General features: G+C 63.9%; 16 protein-coding genes. 4 read left to right on the forward strand and 12 right to left on the reverse strand.

The genetic code is table 11. The features are described 5' to 3' along the window. Positions 1 to 11 precede the first annotated feature (11 nt). The 11 genes from ABEA02_RS06460 to ABEA02_RS06510 all read right to left on the reverse strand — a co-directional run bounded on the left by ABEA02_RS06460 (position 12) and on the right by ABEA02_RS06510 (position 12873). Complete coding sequence (locus tag ABEA02_RS06460; RefSeq protein WP_345532057.1) at positions 12 to 1226, reverse strand: nitrate/nitrite transporter; 1215 nt, start codon at positions 1224 to 1226, stop codon at positions 12 to 14. 112 nt (positions 1227 to 1338) lie between these two features. Next, positions 1339 to 2163, reverse strand: coding sequence for a type IV pili methyl-accepting chemotaxis transducer N-terminal domain-containing protein (locus ABEA02_RS06465; protein WP_345532058.1), 825 nt, complete (start codon positions 2161 to 2163; stop codon positions 1339 to 1341). Between the two features lie 57 nt (positions 2164 to 2220). Then, positions 2221 to 2532: a nitrite reductase small subunit NirD gene (gene nirD, locus ABEA02_RS06470; protein WP_345532059.1), complete on the reverse strand. Its 312-nt coding sequence runs from the start codon at positions 2530 to 2532 to the stop codon at positions 2221 to 2223. A 108-nt stretch (positions 2533 to 2640) separates the two neighbouring features. After that, positions 2641 to 5091, reverse strand: coding sequence for a nitrite reductase large subunit NirB (gene nirB / locus ABEA02_RS06475; protein ID WP_345532060.1), 2451 nt, complete (start codon positions 5089 to 5091; stop codon positions 2641 to 2643). Positions 5092 to 5368: 277 nt separating this feature from the next. Then, positions 5369 to 7477 (reverse strand): sensor histidine kinase, encoded by a 2109-nt coding sequence (locus ABEA02_RS06480; RefSeq protein ID WP_345532061.1) that lies wholly within the window; start codon positions 7475 to 7477, stop codon positions 5369 to 5371. 110 nt (positions 7478 to 7587) lie between these two features. Further along, a complete protein-coding gene (locus ABEA02_RS06485; protein WP_345532062.1) occupies positions 7588 to 8196 on the reverse strand; it encodes a DUF4390 domain-containing protein in 609 nt (202 codons plus the stop codon). Next, on the reverse strand, positions 8159 to 9595 hold the full coding sequence (gene rsmB / locus ABEA02_RS06490; RefSeq protein ID WP_345532063.1) for a 16S rRNA (cytosine(967)-C(5))-methyltransferase RsmB: 1437 nt from the start codon (positions 9593 to 9595) through the stop codon (positions 8159 to 8161). Before rsmB ends, ABEA02_RS06485 begins: the two co-directional genes overlap by 38 nt. Further along, complete coding sequence (aroE, locus tag ABEA02_RS06495; protein WP_345532064.1) at positions 9595 to 10419, reverse strand: shikimate dehydrogenase; 825 nt, start codon at positions 10417 to 10419, stop codon at positions 9595 to 9597. Before aroE ends, rsmB begins: the two co-directional genes overlap by 1 nt. Before the next feature lie 75 nt (positions 10420 to 10494). Continuing rightward, on the reverse strand, positions 10495 to 10869 hold the full coding sequence (locus ABEA02_RS06500; RefSeq protein WP_345532065.1) for a CoA-binding protein: 375 nt from the start codon (positions 10867 to 10869) through the stop codon (positions 10495 to 10497). 114 nt (positions 10870 to 10983) lie between these two features. Further along, on the reverse strand, positions 10984 to 11880 hold the full coding sequence (locus ABEA02_RS06505) for a hypothetical protein (RefSeq protein WP_345532066.1): 897 nt from the start codon (positions 11878 to 11880) through the stop codon (positions 10984 to 10986). A 198-nt stretch (positions 11881 to 12078) separates the two neighbouring features. Next, positions 12079 to 12873, reverse strand: a complete 795-nt coding sequence (locus tag ABEA02_RS06510; RefSeq protein WP_345532067.1) for a helix-turn-helix transcriptional regulator — start codon at positions 12871 to 12873, stop codon at positions 12079 to 12081. A gap of 582 nt (positions 12874 to 13455) precedes the next feature. Between ABEA02_RS06510 and leuC the strand changes: the two genes are divergently transcribed. From leuC to leuB, 4 genes are all read left to right on the forward strand, one after another. Then, entirely contained in the window at positions 13456 to 14862 is a 1407-nt protein-coding gene (gene leuC / locus ABEA02_RS06515) for a 3-isopropylmalate dehydratase large subunit (protein ID WP_345532068.1), read from the forward strand. 118 nt (positions 14863 to 14980) lie between these two features. Next, complete coding sequence (gene leuD / locus ABEA02_RS06520) at positions 14981 to 15622, forward strand: 3-isopropylmalate dehydratase small subunit (RefSeq protein WP_345532069.1); 642 nt, start codon at positions 14981 to 14983, stop codon at positions 15620 to 15622. Between the two features lie 7 nt (positions 15623 to 15629). Beyond that, positions 15630 to 15923, forward strand: a complete 294-nt coding sequence (locus ABEA02_RS06525) for a hypothetical protein (RefSeq protein ID WP_345532070.1) — start codon at positions 15630 to 15632, stop codon at positions 15921 to 15923. Between the two features lie 77 nt (positions 15924 to 16000). Continuing rightward, entirely contained in the window at positions 16001 to 17062 is a 1062-nt protein-coding gene (gene leuB, locus ABEA02_RS06530; protein ID WP_345532071.1) for a 3-isopropylmalate dehydrogenase, read from the forward strand. A gap of 45 nt (positions 17063 to 17107) precedes the next feature. Here leuB and ABEA02_RS06535 read toward each other — a convergent pair whose 3' ends face one another. After that, positions 17108 to 17809, reverse strand: a complete 702-nt coding sequence (locus ABEA02_RS06535) for an alpha/beta fold hydrolase (protein ID WP_345532072.1) — start codon at positions 17807 to 17809, stop codon at positions 17108 to 17110. Position 17810 lies beyond the last annotated feature (1 nt).

Consider the following 17810-nt stretch of genomic DNA (forward strand, 5'->3'; position numbering starts at 1 on the left):
CTTCCTCATCACTAGATTTTTGCTGTGGTCAGGTGCGCTGCACCCCAGGTGGTGCGCCAGCGCGTCTTCACGCCAGTGAGGCCCAGCAGGGCCAGCACGGCGAGGCCGACAAAGATCAGCAGGCCGACCTGGTAGCTGCCGGTCTGTTGCTTGGCGTAACCGAGGCTGGAGGCCAGGTAGAAGCCGCCGATACCACCAGCCATGCCGACGAGGCCAGTCATGACGCCGATGTCCTTGCGGAAACGTTGCGGCAGCAGCTGGAATACGGCGCCGTTGCCCATACCCAGTGCCAGCATGGCAATGCTCAGCACCAGTGCGGCGAGCCATACGTTGTTGATGCCGAAGCTGACGATGGCGATGAAGATCGAAGCGACGACGTAGACGCCGGTCAGCATCTTGATACCGCCGATGCGGTCAGCGAAGTTGCCACCCAGCGCGCGCGACACGCTGCCAGCGAACACGCAGGCAGCGGCGAAGTAGCCGGCGGTCTTGGGGTCCAGGCCATATTCGGAGTTGAAGTAGATCACCAGCGAGCTGGCCAGACCCGAGAAGCCACCGAAGGTCACCGAGTAGAAGAACATGAACCACCACGAATCGCGGTCGGCCAGTACCTTCGCGTAGTCAGCGAAGCGCTTGGGCGGCGGCGCATCGGGCGCATCCTTGGCCATGATCAGGTAGAGCAGGAAGACCACGCCCAGCGGAATCAGCGCGAGGCCGAAGACGTTGTTCCAGCCCACTGCCATGGCGAGCCCTGGCGCGAACAGCGCGGCCAGCACGGTGCCCGAATTGCCGGCGCCGGCAATGCCCATGGCGGTGCCCTGATGCTCCGGCGGATACCAGCGCGAGGCCAACGGCAGGGCCACGGCAAACGAAGCGCCTGCGACACCGAGGAATACCGCCAGTGTGAGGATTTCGTTGTAGCTGTGGATGCCGAAGTGCCAGGCGAAGAACAGTGCAGCGAGGATGATGACCTGGCCGATGATGCCGGCCATCTTCGGCTTGAGCTGGTCGACCAGCACACCCATCACGAGGCGCAACAGGGCGCCCGCGAGTAGGGGGGTGGCGACCATGAAACCCTTCTGGGCGGCAGTGAGGCCGAGGTCTTTGGCGATCTGCACGCCCAGCGGGCCGAGCAGCACCCACACCATGAAGGCGAGGTCGAAATAGAGGAAGGCTGCAATCAGGGTCGGCAAATGGCCGGCATGCAAGAAGGACTTCTTGTCCATGGATGTCTCCGTTGAAGGCGTGCAGCGCGCTCCAACGTCGTTGCCGGAATGCTGCATAAGAGGGTGGGGCCACTCCGTCGCCGTTGACGGCGGCCACCAATTGGAATGCGGATCAGCTCAGTGCGGTGTAGAGACCCGTGAGCTTGTCCATGACCTGCAGGATATTTTCCGAGGTCGTGGCAACGTTACTGTCGTGATAGGCCTGCTCGCCACGATTCGGCGTCTGTGCGCGCACGGCGTCGTCGAAGAACGGCCACTGGGCCTCTGCCAGCTCGATCCAGTTGCGGATCTCGCTGGAGTTCTCCGGTGCGTTCTTGAGCGTATTGAGACCGGCAAGGAATTCACCGCGCGCTGTCTCCAGTCCCTTGCCCACGTCTGCCGAGTTGAGGCCGTTGCTGCGGAAGAAGTAGAACTTCGACATGCGCTGCGACAGCATGCGCTGGCGCCCAGAGATGTTCACCAGCTTGCCCAGCGAGCCACCGTGCAGCTTCTCCAGCATCAGGGTGGCCTGATGCGCGTTCGCGAGCACCTGTTCGTTGAGCTGGGCGACCTGGCGCAAGCCCTCGCCCGTTGGTTGTGCGCTCACCACGGCGCGATAGTCCTGCCAGCGCATGCCGAGCTCCTCGTAGCTTTTTGTGATCTCTGTGGCGCCCTGCTTTTGCGTGAAGGCGCGCAGCGTTGCGAGTTGCTGGTCGAACAGTGCGATCGACGTTGTCATCAGCCTGGTGGCGTCCGTGTTGCGTACGTTGCGAAGCTGCTGGCCGTACAGCTTGGCCATGCGCTGCGACAGCATGCGCTGGCGCCCAGCCTGGTTGATGGCTTCCAGCATGGAGATGCTTCCCTGGACAGGTGCTGCAAGGACAGAGCCTCCCATGGTGATAAGGGTGGCAGAACCGGCAAGCTGGAGGAAGCGACGACGTGAAGTGTGCGATGACATGATGAACGGCTGCTGAAAATATGAAACGGTTGCGGATTCGGTGCGTGCTACAGGGGGTCAGACCGACAGGAAGACCTCGCCGCCTTCAACCCTGGCGGCGAAAGACTTGCTGCAGCCGACGTCCGGCGCCACCGCGTTGCCGGTGTCGAGCTCGATCTTCCAGCTATGCAATGGGCATGTTACGATTTTGCCGTGCACGATGCCTTGCGACAGCGGGCCGCCTTTGTGCGGGCACTTGTCATGCACCGCAAAGACTTCATCGTCCGAGGTGCGAAAGATGGCGATATCGCCATGCTTCTCGCTTTTGACGACGCGTGACCCCAGTACGGGGATGTCGGTCAGGGGGCAGATTCTTTTCCAGTCGGTCATGGCGTGTCAGTGCAGAGGTGTGGAGTCAGGCGGCGGCAGGTTGCGCTCAGCCCTGTGTGTTTTCGTCGTCGTGCGTGAAGGTCTTTTCCCAGTCGTTCATGGCAGGCCTCACACCGCGAAATCTTCGAAGGGTTTCCTCAGCTCGGCTTCGCCAGCAACGTCGCTACGCTCCAGCCACGGATCCTTGTAGTTCTGGAAGGCGAACAGCATGCGTTCGTAGAGAGCCTTGCGATTCTCGGCGTCTTCGACAACCTTGCTCTTTACGTAATCGAGGCCCACGCGCTGCACGTAGTGCACTGTGCGCTCCAGGTAGTAGCCTTCTTCGCGATAGAGCTGCAGAAAGGCGCCCGAGTACTCCATGACTTCTTCGTCGGTCTTGACCTTGCAGAAGAACTCGGCAACTTCGGTCTTGATGCCGCCGTTACCGGCGACGTAGAGCTCGTAACCGGAATCCACACCGATCACGCCCACGTCCTTGATACCGGCTTCGGCACAGTTGCGCGGGCAACCGGAGACGGCCAGCTTGACCTTGTGCGGCGACCACATGCCGAACAACATCTTCTCAAGCTTGACGCCCATGTCCATCGAACGCTGCGTGCCGAAGCGGCAGTGCTCGGCGCCGACGCAGGTCTTCACTGTGCGCAGGCTTTTTCCATACGCATGGCCCGAGACCATGCCGGCCTTGGCGAAGTCACCCCACATCTTCGGCAGATCTTCCTTCTTCACGCCCAGCAAGTCGATACGCTGGCCGCCCGTGACCTTGATGGTCGGCACCTTGTACTTCTCGGCGGCGTCGGCGATGGCACGCAGTTCATCGGGCGTGGTGAGGCCGCCCCACATGCGCGGCACCACCGAATAGGTGCCGTCCTTCTGGATGTTGGCGTGCGCACGCTCGTTGATGAAGCGCGACTGCGGATCGTCCTGGGCCTCGTGCGGCCAGCTCGAGATCAGGTAGTAGTTCAGCGCAGGGCGGCAGGTCGCGCAGCCGTTGGGCGTCTTCCAGTTCATGGCGTGCATCACGGCAGGGATGCTCAGCAGCTTCTGGTCGTAGATGGCCTTGCGTACTTCGCCATGCGAGTGATCGGTGCAGGCGCAGACCGCCTTGTTGTTCGAATCGGCTGGCGTGTAGGCACCACCGATGGTTGACGCGAGGATCTGTTCGACAAGCCCCGTGCAGGATCCGCAGGAGCTGGAGGCCTTGGTGTGCTTGCGAACGTCCTCAAGCGTAAAGATGCCCTTTTCCTTGATCGCTCTCACGATGGTGCCCTTGCAGACACCGTTGCAGCCACAGACTTCAGCCGTGTCGGGGAGGGAAGCGGCCGAGTTCTGCCCCTTGTGACCTACGTCGCCCAGGTGGGACTTGCCGAACAGAAGGTGGTCGCGGATTTCGTGGATGTCCTGGCCGTCCTTCATCATCTGGAAGTACCAGGAGCCATCCACGGTGTCGCCATACATGACGGCACCCACGATCTTGTCTTGTTTGATCACCACGCGCTTGTAGACGCCCGCGCCGGGGTCAGACAGCACGATGTCTTCCGTGCCTTCGCCGCCCATGAAGTCGCCAGCCGAGAACACGTCGATGCCGGTGACCTTGAGCTTGGTGCTGGTGACCGAGCCTTGGTATCGACCTATGCCGTACATGGCGATATGGTTCGCGGCCACCTTGGCCTGTTCGAACAGTGGCGCAACGAGGCCGTAGGCGATACCGCGGTGGTTGGCGCATTCGCCAACCGAGTAAATGCGTGGATCGTAGGTCTGCATCGTGTCATTGACGACGATGCCACGGTTGCAGTGCAGGCCTGCTTTCTCGGCCAGTTCGGTATTGGGGCGGATGCCGGCAGCCATGACGACGAGGTCGGCCGGGATCTCTTCGCCGTCCTTGAACTTCACTGCGGCCACACGCCCACTTGCGCCGGCGACGAGCTCGGCCGTCTGCGCAGGCAGCTTGAACTTCATGCCCTTGGCTTCGAGCGCCTTCTGCAGCAGCAAACCAGCCGTCTTGTCGAGCTGGCGCTCCATGATCCAGTTGCCGATATGCACCACGGTCACATCCATGCCGCGGATCGCAAGGCCGTTGGCGGCTTCCAGGCCCAACAGGCCAGCGCCGATGACGACGGCATGTTTGTGCGTGGACGACGCAGCAATCATCGCGTCGGTGTCGGCAATGTCGCGGTAGGAAATGACACCCGGCAGGTCCTTACCCGGAACGGGCAGGATGAAGGGGTTGGATCCGGTGGCCAGCAACAGGCGGTCGTACTCGGCTTCGGTGCCGTCATCGGCAACGACCTTGCGTGCCTTGCGGTCGATCGTGGTGATCTTCTTGCCGGTGTGCAGGGTGATGCCGTTGTCCTTGTACCAGTCAAGGTCATTCAGGATGATGTCCTTGATGGTCATCTCGCCGGCGAGCACGGGCGAGAGCAGGATACGGTTGTAATTCGGGTGGGGCTCGGCGCCGAATACCGTGATGTCGTACATGTCGGGCGCAATCTTGATGAGTTCCTCAAGAGTGCGGACGCCGGCCATGCCGTTGCCGACCATGACGAGCTTGAGCTTGCGCATGTGATACCTCTGTTAGAAAGCCGGGGCAGGAGCCCCTGATGAATCGAATTCAGCTTTGACAGAGATCGCCATTGATCCGTAATTTCCAGCGCCGTTGCAGGAAACCACGCGCCCTGGGGCATTGTCGCGATTGATCTGAGGCAAGCAACGCGTGTGCCATGTAGACCGGCGATGCCAAGTCATTGATTATTATTGGTGGACAAGGGCGAGAGGGCGATCGCGCCGAAGCGATTTGCGCCTTGACGGTGCTGGCCGCACCAAGTTGGCGGTGCGGGGTTCAGGCCGGCGCGAGGCGGATGCAGACCTCGGCGCCCCCTTCGGTGGCGTTGCCCAGGCTGATCTCGCCGCGGTGCTCGTCGATGATTTTTTTGACGATGGCGAGGCCCAGGCCTGTGCCCTTGGGCTTGGTCGTTACATAGGGTTCGAAGGCGCGCGACAACATGGCTTGCGGGAAGCCCGGGCCGTTGTCGCGCAGCTGCAGTTCGACGCGGCGCCCATCGTGGCGGGTCGTCAGGTGGATCGCTGCGTCGGGTTTGTCGCCGAGTGCCTGCTGGGCGTTCTGCAACAGGTTGTGGATGACCTGGCGCAGCTGGCTGGCGTCGGCGCGCACCAGCGGCAGGCCGTCACCGAGTTGTATGCGGATGCGTTGCGGTGTGTTCTCGTAGAGCACCAGCACGTCACGCACCAGCTCATTCAGGTCGACGCTGGCCAGCGTTGGTGGTGGCAGGCGGGCGTAGTCGCGGAAGCTGTTCACCAGCGTCTTCATCGCCTCGACCTGGTTGACGATGGTGTGCGTGGCGCGCGTCAGCATGTCGCGGCCCTTGTCGTCGAGCTGTTCAGCGAGGCGCATCTCCAATCGTTCTGCAGCGAGCTGGATCGGCGTGAGCGGATTCTTGATTTCGTGTGCGAGGCGCCGGGCGACCTCGGCCCAGGCCGCATTGCGCTGGCCCGAGATGAGCTGCGTGATGTCGTCGAACACCACCACGAAGCCGCCATCGGCAGGCAGGCGCGAGCCGTGCAACAGCAGGGTTTGCACTTCGCCACCGCCGTGGTCGATGTCGATCTGCTGTTGCCAGTCGCCCTCGCGCTCGGCGAAGCCGGTCAGCACGGCGTCGCGGAAAGTTGTGTGCACTGGCCAGTCGGTGAGCGGAATGTCGGCGACGGTTTCGAGGTCGTCGCGCAGGCTGGTCAGGGCGCCGCGATTTGCGGCACGCAGGCGACCATCGGCCGAGAAGGCCAGCACGCCGGCCGAGAGGTTGGTCAGCACGCTTTCGAGGTAGGCACGTGCCGCGCTGACGGCAGCCGAGTTCTTCTCGGCGAGCGCGCGCGCCTCCAGCAGCTGGCGCGTCATGCGGTTGAAGCTTTGCGTCAGTACGCCCAGCTCGTCGCGCGCAGGCAAAGCCTGGCGTGGCGAGAAGTCGCCGGACGCGACGGCTTGCGTACCCTCGGCAATGATGGATAGCGGGGCGGACAGCGAGCGCGCGAATACGAATGCAATGGCCACGGCGGCGAACACGGCCAGCAGCAGCCCCAGGGTCAGGGTGATGATGTAGATCTGCTTGAGGCCTTGCCGCGCGAGCAGCAGCTCCTGGTATTCCTGGTGCAGGGTCTGGATGCCCTCGGCGCTGCTGGCCAGCGATTCTGGCACCGGCTGCATGACCTGCAGCAGCAGGCTGTCGGTAATGTAGTGGCGACTCGGGATGGGCACCACGACGCGCAGGATCAACCCTTCGCGGCCGTCTGACTCCACCGCGCGCCAGCCCTGTGTCTGCCGTGCCTGGCGCAGCTGTGCGGGTTCGGGGGACTCGACCTGCAGGCGCATCTCCTCACCAGCCGACACCATGACGCGGCCGCTGGAGGACAGCACGCTGATGTTGGCCACGTCGAGATTGCTGCGCAAACGGGTCAGGGCCGGCAGGCTGGGCGTCTGACCGCTCTCGCCGAGGTCGAGGGCGGCGCTGCGCGTGCGTTCGGCGAGCTGGTCAAGCAGCGCGTCGAGCGCGCTGCGGCCCAGCGACAGGCCGTTTTCGAGCGCCGTATCCACCTTCACGTTGTACCAGGACTCGACCGACTGCACGGCGAATTGCACCGACACGAAGTAGATGATGCTGCCCGGCAACACCGACAGCAGCACGAACATCCCGATCAGCTTGAGCTTGAGCCGTGAGCCGAATTGCCGCTGGCGATATTCCTGCCACAGCGTGCGCAGCTGCACGCTGACGAGGATGAACAGGGCCAGGGCGACGAGGCCGTTGGCACCCAGCAGGAGCGGATAGTTCTCGGCGAAGGCCGTGGTGTTGGCGCCGGCAAAGGCCAGCAACAGCAGCAGCACCGCGCCGAGCAGGGTAGTGAGGACGACGAGGCGGCGGATGTTGCGGTTACGCATCAGTATTTATAGTCGCCGCGAAGCGGCGCACGAAGCTCCCCTCCCCATGAGGGGGAGGGGTTGGGGGAGAGGGGGGGAAGGCGGCGATCTCCACAGGCGCTCTCGCTCTATCAACGCGGCCCGGCTAGGAAAGTCCAGCGCGACCAGGGCGTCATCACGGCGAGATCTTTCTTGCCGATGGCTGCGACCTGGAAGGGTTTGGGGAGCTGCCCGATATCCAGCCGCAAGCGCACTGCCGCGTTGTAGGACTCGCCCGGCGTCAGCTGGGTACGTTCGGCCACCTGCCAGTTGCGCAGTGCGCGCAAGGCCGCAAAAGCCTGCGGAAAGCTGCTGAAGCTGCGGTAAAGCCCGCCGGTGCTGAGGCGGTACTGGCGCGTCAGGGCGTGGTACGACAGCTTGATGTCCAGCGCGCGCTCGACGATGACCTCGTCGAACCAGTACCAGCGCGGTCGGCTCAGCACGAACTCGGCGACAAAGGGGATCACGACGCCGGCCTGCACCAGCTCTTCAACGCGTTGCGGCGCATCGCCCGACAGCGAGGCGTTGAGGAAGTAGGCGTTATCGACGAGCACGACTTCCGTGTAGTGGAAGTCCAGCGGCCGGGGAGTGTCCGCCAGCAGCCCCTGCGCGAACAGCAGGCACAGCAGCATGCCCAGCCAGCGCAGGATGCGATGGCGCCGGTTAGCGCTTCTGCAGCAGGGCGAAATAGAAACCGTCATGTTCCGGACCGGGCAGCAGGCGGCGCTCGGGCAGACCGTCATCGAAGGCCAGACGCTGGCAATCGTTATGACGCGCTGCAAAACGCGCAACTTGCAGGCTGTTCTCGTCAGCAAAGATGGAACAGGTCACATAAAGCATTTTCCCGCCCGGAGCCAGCCTTGCCCACAGCGCATCCAGAATTTCGGCTTGCAGCGTTGCAAAACCCGCAACATCCTCGCTTTGACGCAACCATTTGATGTCCGGGTGGCGGCGCACAACGCCTGAGGCTGAACAGGGCACGTCGGCGAGGATGCGGTCGTAGGCCTGGCCGTCCCACAGGCTGGCGTCGCGGCAGTCGGCGGCCTGCACCGTGGCATTCAGGCTGAGGCGCGCCAGCTGGTCGCTGACGCGGCGGGCGCGCTGCGGGTCTGCGTCCAGCGCGGTGAGTTCGATGTCGGCCAGTTCCAGCATGTGGGCGGTCTTGCCGCCGGGGGCAGCACAGGCATCGAGCACGCGCTGGCCGGCTTGCAGGTCGAGCAAGGTGGCCGCTTGCTGGGCGCCCCAATCCTGCACCGAGAGGCGGCCGTCGGCATAGCCGGGCAGGCTGGCGACGGGTATGGGTTTCTCAAGCAAGAGCGCCCAGTCACCCAGCGCGCGCGTGGCGATGCCGGCTTCCCGCAGCAGGGTCTGTTCTGCCGCAAGCGTGGTGACGCGCCGATTGATGCGCAGGCACATCGGCGGATGCGTGTTGGCAGCCTGCAGGATGGCTTGCCAGTGCTCCGGGTGGTTACGGCGCGTGGCATTGATCCACCAACGCGGATGACGGTAACGGCCCTCGTCGTCGCGATCTGCGGCAGCGATCAGGGTTGGCCACTGGCGCAGGGCGTTACGCAGCACGCCGTTGGTGAGGCCCTTGAGCCCGCCCCGTGCAATGCGTGCGGAGGCTTCGACGGCTTGATCGACGATGGTGTGGGCGGCATCCGGGCGCGCCTCCAGGCGATGCAGAGCGACTCTCAGGAGGCCGTCGATGACCGGCTCGGTGAGCGCCTGCTGCATCAGCTGGCGCAGCATGACCTCGCTGCGGGCATAGTCGCGCAGCGTGCCGTAGAGCATGTCCTGTGCAGCGCCACGCGTGCTGGCGGGCAGGTCCGGGTAGGGTGCCCACAGCGAGGCAAGGCCGTCATTGAGTGCCTGGCCGCCGCGCACCTTGGCAAGGCCTTCGGCCGCGATGGTGAGCGCGAGGGCCAGTGAGTCAGCGGGCAGCGGCGGCAGGGCAACGGTCTGGCGCTGATCGCGCGCCGCCTTGTTGGCCAGGCGACGTGCCGCGCCTTGCTCGGTGCGCGGACGGTCAGCTTGCGCTGAGCCGGGCTGACGCGGCGGGGCCGACCGCTTGGGTCCGGGTTTCTGCGGGCCGGCCATCAGGCGGCACGCAGGGCAGCGATCACCGGGGCCGTGTCGGGACGGATGCCGCGCCACAGGAAGAAGCACTCGGCGCCCTGCTCGACGACCATGCCGAGGCCGTCTGCCGTCTGCTTCACGCCCGCTTCACGCGCGGCGAGCACGAAGGCCGTCGGCTCCTTCTTGTAGGCCATGTCGTAGGCCAGCTGTGCGGCCTGCCAGACCGCAGGTGCCAGCGGCGGCACGTCGCCCGTCATGCTCGACGCCGAGCCGTTGATGATGATGTCGAAGCCACCGGGGATGTCCGCAAAGCCACCTCCGGCCAGCTTGGTGCTGCCCGCTTCGGCGCCAAATTCGTCGGCCAGCTCGACGGCCTTGCTGGCCGTGCGGTTGGCGATGAAAACTTCGGCGGGGGCTTCGGCGAACAAGGGCAGCAGCGTGCCGCGCACGGCACCGCCTGCGCCCAGCAGCAGCACCTTGCGGCCATGGATCGCGCAGCCCAGGTTGTGGGTGATGTCGCGCACGATGCCGAAACCATCCGTGTTGTCGCCAAGGATCGTGCCGTCGGCGCGCAGCGTGTACATGTTGATGGCGCCTGCCGCGCGGCCACGGGCGGTAAGTTCGTCAGCCAGCGCGAAGGCATCGAGCTTGAACGGCATGGTGATGTTCATGCCCTTGCCGCCTTGCCGCTGGAATTCACGTATCGCTTCGGCAAACTTGCCTGGCTCGCCGAGGATCGCGCCGTACTCCATGTCCTGCCCGTTCGCCTTGGCAAAGGCCATCTGCAATGCGGGAGATTTGGCCTGGGCGATGGGGTTGCCGATGATGGCGTAGCGGTCGGTCATGGGGGCGCTCCTGAAAAGAGGCGCCATTGTAGGCCACTCGCGGGCCGGGCAGCTTCGCGCCCGGCCGGGCTTGCGTCAGAACTGGCCGGTGCGAAGCAGCACCAGCGTACAGGCTTCGAAGTGTTCGATGCCGGCGGCGTCGAGCTTGTCGTACGAGGCCTGATTTTCGGTGCCCGGGTTGAAGATCACCCGGCGCGGAGCGAGCGCGATGATGCCGTCGATGAGAGCGCCCTGACGCGCGGGGCCGACGTACATCGTCACGGTGTCTACCTTGTCTGGCACGGCAGCGGGCGTGGCATAAGCCGGGCGCCCTTCGACCGTGGCCACGGCGGGCGCTACCGGCACGGGCTCGTGGCCGTAGTCGGCCAGCATCTTCATGGCCTTGTTGGCGTAGCGCTCGGGGTTGTTGCTGGCGCCGATGACGGCGACGCGTTCGCTGCGGGTTGGCATGGTGGCCTCGTATCAGGATGGTTCCCGCTCACCGATGCAGTTGGCGCTGCGGCTGGCGATTTCAAGCCCTGCAGCTGCCGGTGGCACTTGCACAGGCAGCTGCAGGGCAGGGGCTCACTTCTTCTGGATCAGGATGGTGCGCAGAACGACCTTGGCGCTGCGGTTGCCGGCTTCGCACTCGATATCTGTGGGCGAGGGGGCAATCTGGTTATTGAGATAGCTGCGCACGCGGATCAGTCCGTTGTAGCGGTTGGCGCGGGCATCCTTGATCATGCTGCGCAGGGTGGCGATGGCTGCCGCCTGGCAGGTTTCGGTCGGCGTCTTGCCGTTGCTGTCGGCCGATTCCGAGTAGGTGATCGGACCATAGCGCAGGGCGTAGGCGGGCGGGTTCTGGCTGCCGAGCACGAGGCTCACGTCGTTGCCGAGCAGATCGCGAATCTCAGGCGATTCGATAATGGGCGCAAACGGGATGTAAAGCGCGCCCTTGGCGGCTGGGCGATTGGCGTTGATGGCGAGGCGCTCGGCTTCGCGATCGATGCTGTCAGCGCGCGTGCGCGCGTTCTGGGTCATGCCCATCCTTGCGGTGAAGAACACGCGAGCCGTCGTCGGGCTGGTGCTGCAGAAGACGGCGGCAGTGCTGTTCGCAGGGCCATCCTTGAGCGCGGGGCGGATGTCGTAGATGACGTCGTAGCCGGCCGTGCGGGCGGTCTCCAGCATGTTCTTGAGGACGCGAACGAAGGCTTCGTGGCAGTGCGATTCGTCGACGTTGAACGGGATCACGCTGATGCCGGTGGCGTTGTAGTTCGCGACTGGCGTGCTTTCGACAAGGGCTGGAGGGGCTTCGTCCAGCCACAGCATGCGAATCGCGGGATCCAGCGTGGCCTGCACTTCAGGCAGCGACTGCAAGGTGCGCAAGCTGATGTTCTGGTCGGCATGAGCCGTTGTGGCAAGGCCGGCCAAGGCGGCAACGAGGCTGAGCAGGGTTCGAGCTTTGATGAGACGGGATGGCATCGGTTTCTCTCCTTCTGTTGTCTGGCAGGGCTGGGTGCGCGGCGGCGCCCCGAGGTTTTGGGCGCGTATTGTGCCGCCTGTGCATGCCCTGCGATAGGTCAGAACGCTGGAAGGCCGTCGGGTTCCCGCGTCATGCGGGCCTGGAGACGACAGCGTTTCGCTGCCCGCCCGGTTGCCTGCCCGCAGTCTTCCAAGTGATCAGCGTAAGGAGGTGAGCATCACCAGCTTCAGCTGCTCCTGTTCGACCGGACGCAGGGTCACCTGCAGGTAGCTGACGAGACCGCGTTTCGGGTGGCGGAAGTCACGCTGGCCGCCTTGGCGTTCGAGCACATCATGTTGCTTCCAGAAGCGTGCGAATTCTTCACTGCCTTGTGTGAGTTCATCGACGAGCTGTTGCAGCGCGGGCTCGTCGAGGCGCGTGCGGCAGTCGGCGCGGAACTCGGCGGTGTTCCGGCGCGCGCGCACGTCCCAGTCGACCAGCAGGCTGCGCGCGGCGGGGTCGAGGAAGACAAAACGCAGCAGGTTGGGCGTGCGTTCCTGCTTCTGGTCCAGCCAACCCGTGAAGAGCTGCGCTGCGGCTTTGTTCCAGGCCAGCAGGTCCCAGTAGCGCCCCATGATGTAGGCGGGTGCGGCGATGTCGTCGAGCACGGCAATGAGCGCGGCCGGGGCCGTGTCTTCGTGCGAGGCGTGTTCCTGCGCGTCGCGGCGGCCGGCCATCTCGAACAGGTAGGCGCGTTCGGAGCGGGTGAGCTGCAATGACTGGGCAAGCCGCCCCAGCACCTCGGCGGACACATTCACCTCGCGGCCCTGTTCCAGCCAGGTGTACCAGGTGGCGCTGATGCCGGCGAGCTGGGCGACCTCTTCGCGCCGCAGCCCGACCGTGCGGCGTCGGCTGCCGGCGGGAAAGCCGAAGGCCTCCGGCGCGCTGCGGGCTCTCAGCACCTGCAGGAATTCCCCCAGCTCCTTGCGCCGGGCCGTCACCTCACTCCTCACTCCTCACTCCTCACTCCTCACTCCTCACTCCTCACTCCTCACTCCTCACTCCTCACTCCTCACTCCTCACTCCTCACTCCTCACTGGTCACTCCTCACTCCTCACTCCTCACTCCTCACTCCTCACTCCTCACTCCTCACTCCTCACTCCTCACTCCTCACTCCTCACTCCTCACTCCTCACTCCTCACTCCTCACTCCTCACTCCTCACTCCTCACTCCTCACTCCTCACTCCTCACTCCTCACTCCTCACTCCTCACTCCTCACTCCTCACTCCTCACTCCTCACTCCTCACTCCTCACTCCTCACTCCTCACTCCTCACTCCTCACTCCTCACTCCTCACTCCTCACTCCTCACTCCTCACTCCTCACTCCTCACTCCTCACTCCTCACTCCTCACTCCTCACTCCTCACTCCTCACTCCTCACTCCTCACTCCTCACTGGTACTCTCAATACCAGTATAACCAATAGCCTTGTTCTGGTACTGGCGCAGTTCTACCATGCGCGCCTGCACTGTGCGGTCTATCGTGAATGCTCGATCCGGCGCACGGTTTTTCCCCCTGTTTTAGCCAAGGAGCTGCCATGGCAGGCAAGACGCTTTACGACAAGTTGTGGGACCCGCATGTGGTCCGTCAGGAACAGGACGGCACCTGCCTCCTCTACATCGACCGTCACCTCGTGCACGAAGTGACCAGCCCGCAAGCTTTCGAAGGCCTGCGTCTGGCCGGTCGCAAGGCCTGGCGCAACACCTCCGTGGTGGCTGTGCCCGACCACAACACGCCGACCAACAACTGGGATCGCGACATCGAAGACCCGATCTCGAAGACCCAGGTCGACACGCTGGACGCGAACATCAAGGAATTCGGTTCGCTGATGTACTTCCCGTTCAAGCACAAGAACCAGGGGATCATCCACGTCATCGCGCCCGAGAACGGCGCGATCATGCCCGGCATGACGGTGGTCTGTGGTGACAGCCACACCGCGACGCACGGCGCTTTCGGTGCGCTGGCGCACGGCATCGGCACCTCGGAAGTCGAACACGTGCTGGCGACGCAGACGCTCATTCAGAAAAAGTCCAAGGCCATGCTCGTCAAGGTCGAAGGCAAGCTGGGTCTGGGCGTCACCGCCAAGGATGTGGCGCTCGCCATCATCGGCAAGATCGGCACCGCCGGCGGCACGGGCTACTGCATCGAGTTCGCGGGCTCCGTGTTCCGCGAGCTCTCCATGGAAGGCCGCATGACGGTCTGCAACCTCGCCATCGAAGCGGGCGCGCGCGCCGGCATCATCGGTGTGGATGACAAGACCATCGCCTACCTCAAGGGTCGCAACAACATGCCCACGGGCGAAGCCTGGGACAAGGCCGTCGCCTACTGGAACACGCTGCACTCGGACGCGGATGCGAAGTTCGACGCCGTCGTCGAACTCGACGCCGCCAGCATCGAGCCGCAAGTCACCTGGGGCACTTCTCCCGAGCAGGTGCTGGCCGTCGGCGGCAAGGTGCCGAACCCTGCCAACGAGAAGGATGCTACGAAGCGCACCGGCATCGAGAACGCACTCAAGTACATGGGCCTCACGGCTGACATGCCAATCACCGACATCAAGATCGACAAGGTCTTCATCGGCTCCTGCACCAACTCGCGTATCGAAGACTTGCGCGCCGCGGCTGTCGTTGCCAAGGGCAAGAAGGTCGCTGGCAACGTGAAGCTGGCGATGGTTGTGCCGGGCTCCGGCATCGTCAAGCGTCAGGCCGAAGAGGAAGGTCTGGACAAGATCTTCATCGAAGCCGGTTTCGAATGGCGTGAGCCGGGCTGCTCGATGTGTCTCGCAATGAACGCAGACCGTCTCTCGCCGGGCGAGCGTTGTGCCTCGACCTCCAACCGCAACTTCGAAGGCCGTCAGGGCCCCGGTGGTCGCACCCACCTCGTGAGCCCCGCCATGGCTGCCGCTGCCGCCATCGCCGGTCACTTCGTCGACGTGCGTCAAGCATGAAAATCTGGCCCTCACCCGGTGCTTCGCACCACCCTCTCCCACAGGGCGAGGGTTTCAAAAGCCCCTCTCCCTGCGGGAGAGGGGTTGGGGTGAGGGCCTCATCATCAAGGAAAATACGATGAAAGCCTTCAAACAGATCAACGGCCTCGTGTGCCCGCTCGATCGCGCCAACGTCGATACCGACGCGATCATCCCGAAGCAGTTCTTGAAATCCATCAAGCGCTCGGGCTTCGGCCCCTACCTGTTCGACGAGTGGCGCTACCTCGACCACGGCGAGCCCGGCATGGACTGCACGAATCGTCCGAAGAACATGGACTTCGTGCTGAACAAGCCGCGCTACCAGGGCGCACAAGTGCTGCTCGCCCGCGACAACTTCGGTTGCGGCTCCTCGCGCGAACACGCGCCATGGGCCATCGAAGACTGCGGTTTCTCCGTGATGATCGCGCCGTCCTTTGCCGACATCTTCTTCTCGAACAGCTACAAGAACGGCCTGCTGCCCATCGTCGCATCTGCCGAGATCGTGGATCGCCTGTTCAAGGAGTGCGAAGCGACCGAGGGCTACAAGCTCGACGTGAACCTCGAAGCGCAAACCGTGACGACGCCCTCGGGCTTCTCGTTCGGCTTCGACATCACGCCGCACCGCAAGCACTGCCTGCTCAACGGCCTCGATGAGATCGGCCTGACGCTGCAGCACGCGGACGAAATCCGTGCGTTCGAAGCCAGGCACAAGGCCGCTCAACCCTGGCTGTTCGCGCAGTAACACCGGCATGAAGCGCGTGCGCAGCATCTGGCTGAACACCTTGAACAATCGCCCGTGGGTCACCTTCGTGCTCACGGGTGTTTTCTTCATCCTGTTCGGCGTGACGTCCTACAACCTGTTCGTCATCTTCCGCGCCAACCTCAACCTGTTCGTTGAGCATGGCTGGAGGGTGGTGCGGGACGGCGCGCTCGATCAGTTGCTCGGCCTGTTGCTCAACGCCTACCTCAGCGTTGCGTTCTATGCCTTGTTCAAGGCCTGTGAGCACGCGCTGGTCAAGCACCTGACGCACGAGAAAGAGTAGGGTGCGCACCGCGCACCATTCTGCCCACAACAAAAATCCGGTGCGCAGTGCGCACCCTACCCATTGAAGGATCACGAATGAAAATCTGTTATCTGCCCGGCGATGGCATCGGCCCGGAAATCATGGCGCAAGCCCTGCGCGTGCTGGATGTCTTCAAGAAGGAAGGCATGAACATCGAGCTCGAAGAAGCGCTGCTCGGTGGTGCCGCGGTCGACGCGACCGGCGAACCCTATCCGCCCGCCACGCAGAAGGCCGCCCGCGCTGCGGATGCCGTGCTGCTCGCTGCGGTCGGCGGCCCGAAGTGGGACGTGCTGCCGCGCCCGCAGCGCCCCGAGCGCGGCCTGCTGGGCATCCGCAAGGACCTGAACCTCTTCGCCAATCTGCGCCCGGCCGTGCTGTACCCCGAGCTGGCTAACGCATCGTCGCTCAAGCCCGAAATCGTTTCGGGTCTGGACATCATGATCGTGCGCGAACTGACCGGTGACATCTACTTCGGCGAGCCGCGTGGCATCAGCGAAGAAGGTGGTCTGCGCGTGGGTCGCAACACCATGATCTACAACGAGGAAGAAATCCGCCGCATCGGTCACGTGGCCTTCAAGGCTGCGCAGAAGCGCAACAAGAAGTTGTGCTCGGTCGACAAGATGAACGTGCTCGAAACCACGCAGCTGTGGCGCGACGTCATCATCGAGATCTCGAAGGAATATCCGGATGTCGAGCTCTCCCACATGCTCGTCGACAACTGCGCCATGCAGCTCGTGCGCGCACCGAAGCAGTTCGACGTGGTCGTCACCGGCAACATGTTCGGCGACATCCTGTCGGATGAGGCCTCGATGCTCACCGGCTCCATCGGCATGCTGCCGTCCGCATCGCTGGACGCCAACAACAAGGGCATGTACGAACCCTGCCACGGTTCGGCGCCCGACATCGCCGGCAAGAACCTCGCCAACCCGCTGGCGATGATCCTGTCGGTCGCCATGATGATGCGTTACACCTTCGCCAACGAAGCTGCGGCAACGCGCATCGAAACCGCCGTCAAGAAGGTGCTGGCCTCGGGCCTGCGTACCGGCGACATCTTCGAAGAGGGCACGAAGCGCGTGTCCTGCACCGAGATGGGCGACGCGGTGGTGGCTGCGCTGTAATCACTCGACAGACAGCGCAAAAAAGGGCGCCGTAAGGCGCCCTTTTCATTTGGCTGCCAGTCGGTGTCGCGCAATGAATGCGGTGAGCGCTGCTGCGGCCTCTGCAGGACAGGATTGCAGCAGCAGGTGAGGTGAGGGCGCGTACGCCACCTCGATATCCGGCCGCAGCTGCTGGATGCGATGCAGGTTGCGTGCGGGCACCACAAAGTCCTTTTCGCCGCGCAGGTACAACAGTGGGACATGGCAGCTGCGGAGCTGCTCGCGTGCATCGACGGCGAACAGCTCGCTGACGCGTCGTGCCCACACGGCAGGGCTGACCCTGCGCAGTGCCTGCTGTGACAGCTGCGCGACTTCGCTGTTGTCGTAGCCGCCGATGCGGCTGCGGATGCGCGAGATCAGCGGCATCAGCCGGAACGGTGCGCTGGGGATGATGTGCGCGACCATGCGCGGCACGAACCAGTATGGGCCGGTGACGAAGCTCGCGCACAGCACCACGGCACGCAAGCCGGTCGGCTTCAGCGCTGCGACGCGCAAGGCGAGTGGTCCGCCGAAAGATTCGCCGAGCAGCACGAAGGGTTCGTCGACCGGCAGGGCGGTCAACGCAATGGGCAGCAGCGCGTCGTAACCGAGTGGCTTGTCGACGGGATAGGTGACGACGATGGGCTCAATCTCCGGCGGCAGGGCGCGCAGCAGTGGCTTGAACAGCAAGCCCGTGCCGTCGAGGCCGGGCAGCAGGGCCAGCTTCATG

The sequence above is a fragment of the Viridibacterium curvum genome (assembly GCF_039544165.1).
Classification (GTDB): domain Bacteria; phylum Pseudomonadota; class Gammaproteobacteria; order Burkholderiales; family Rhodocyclaceae; genus Viridibacterium; species Viridibacterium curvum.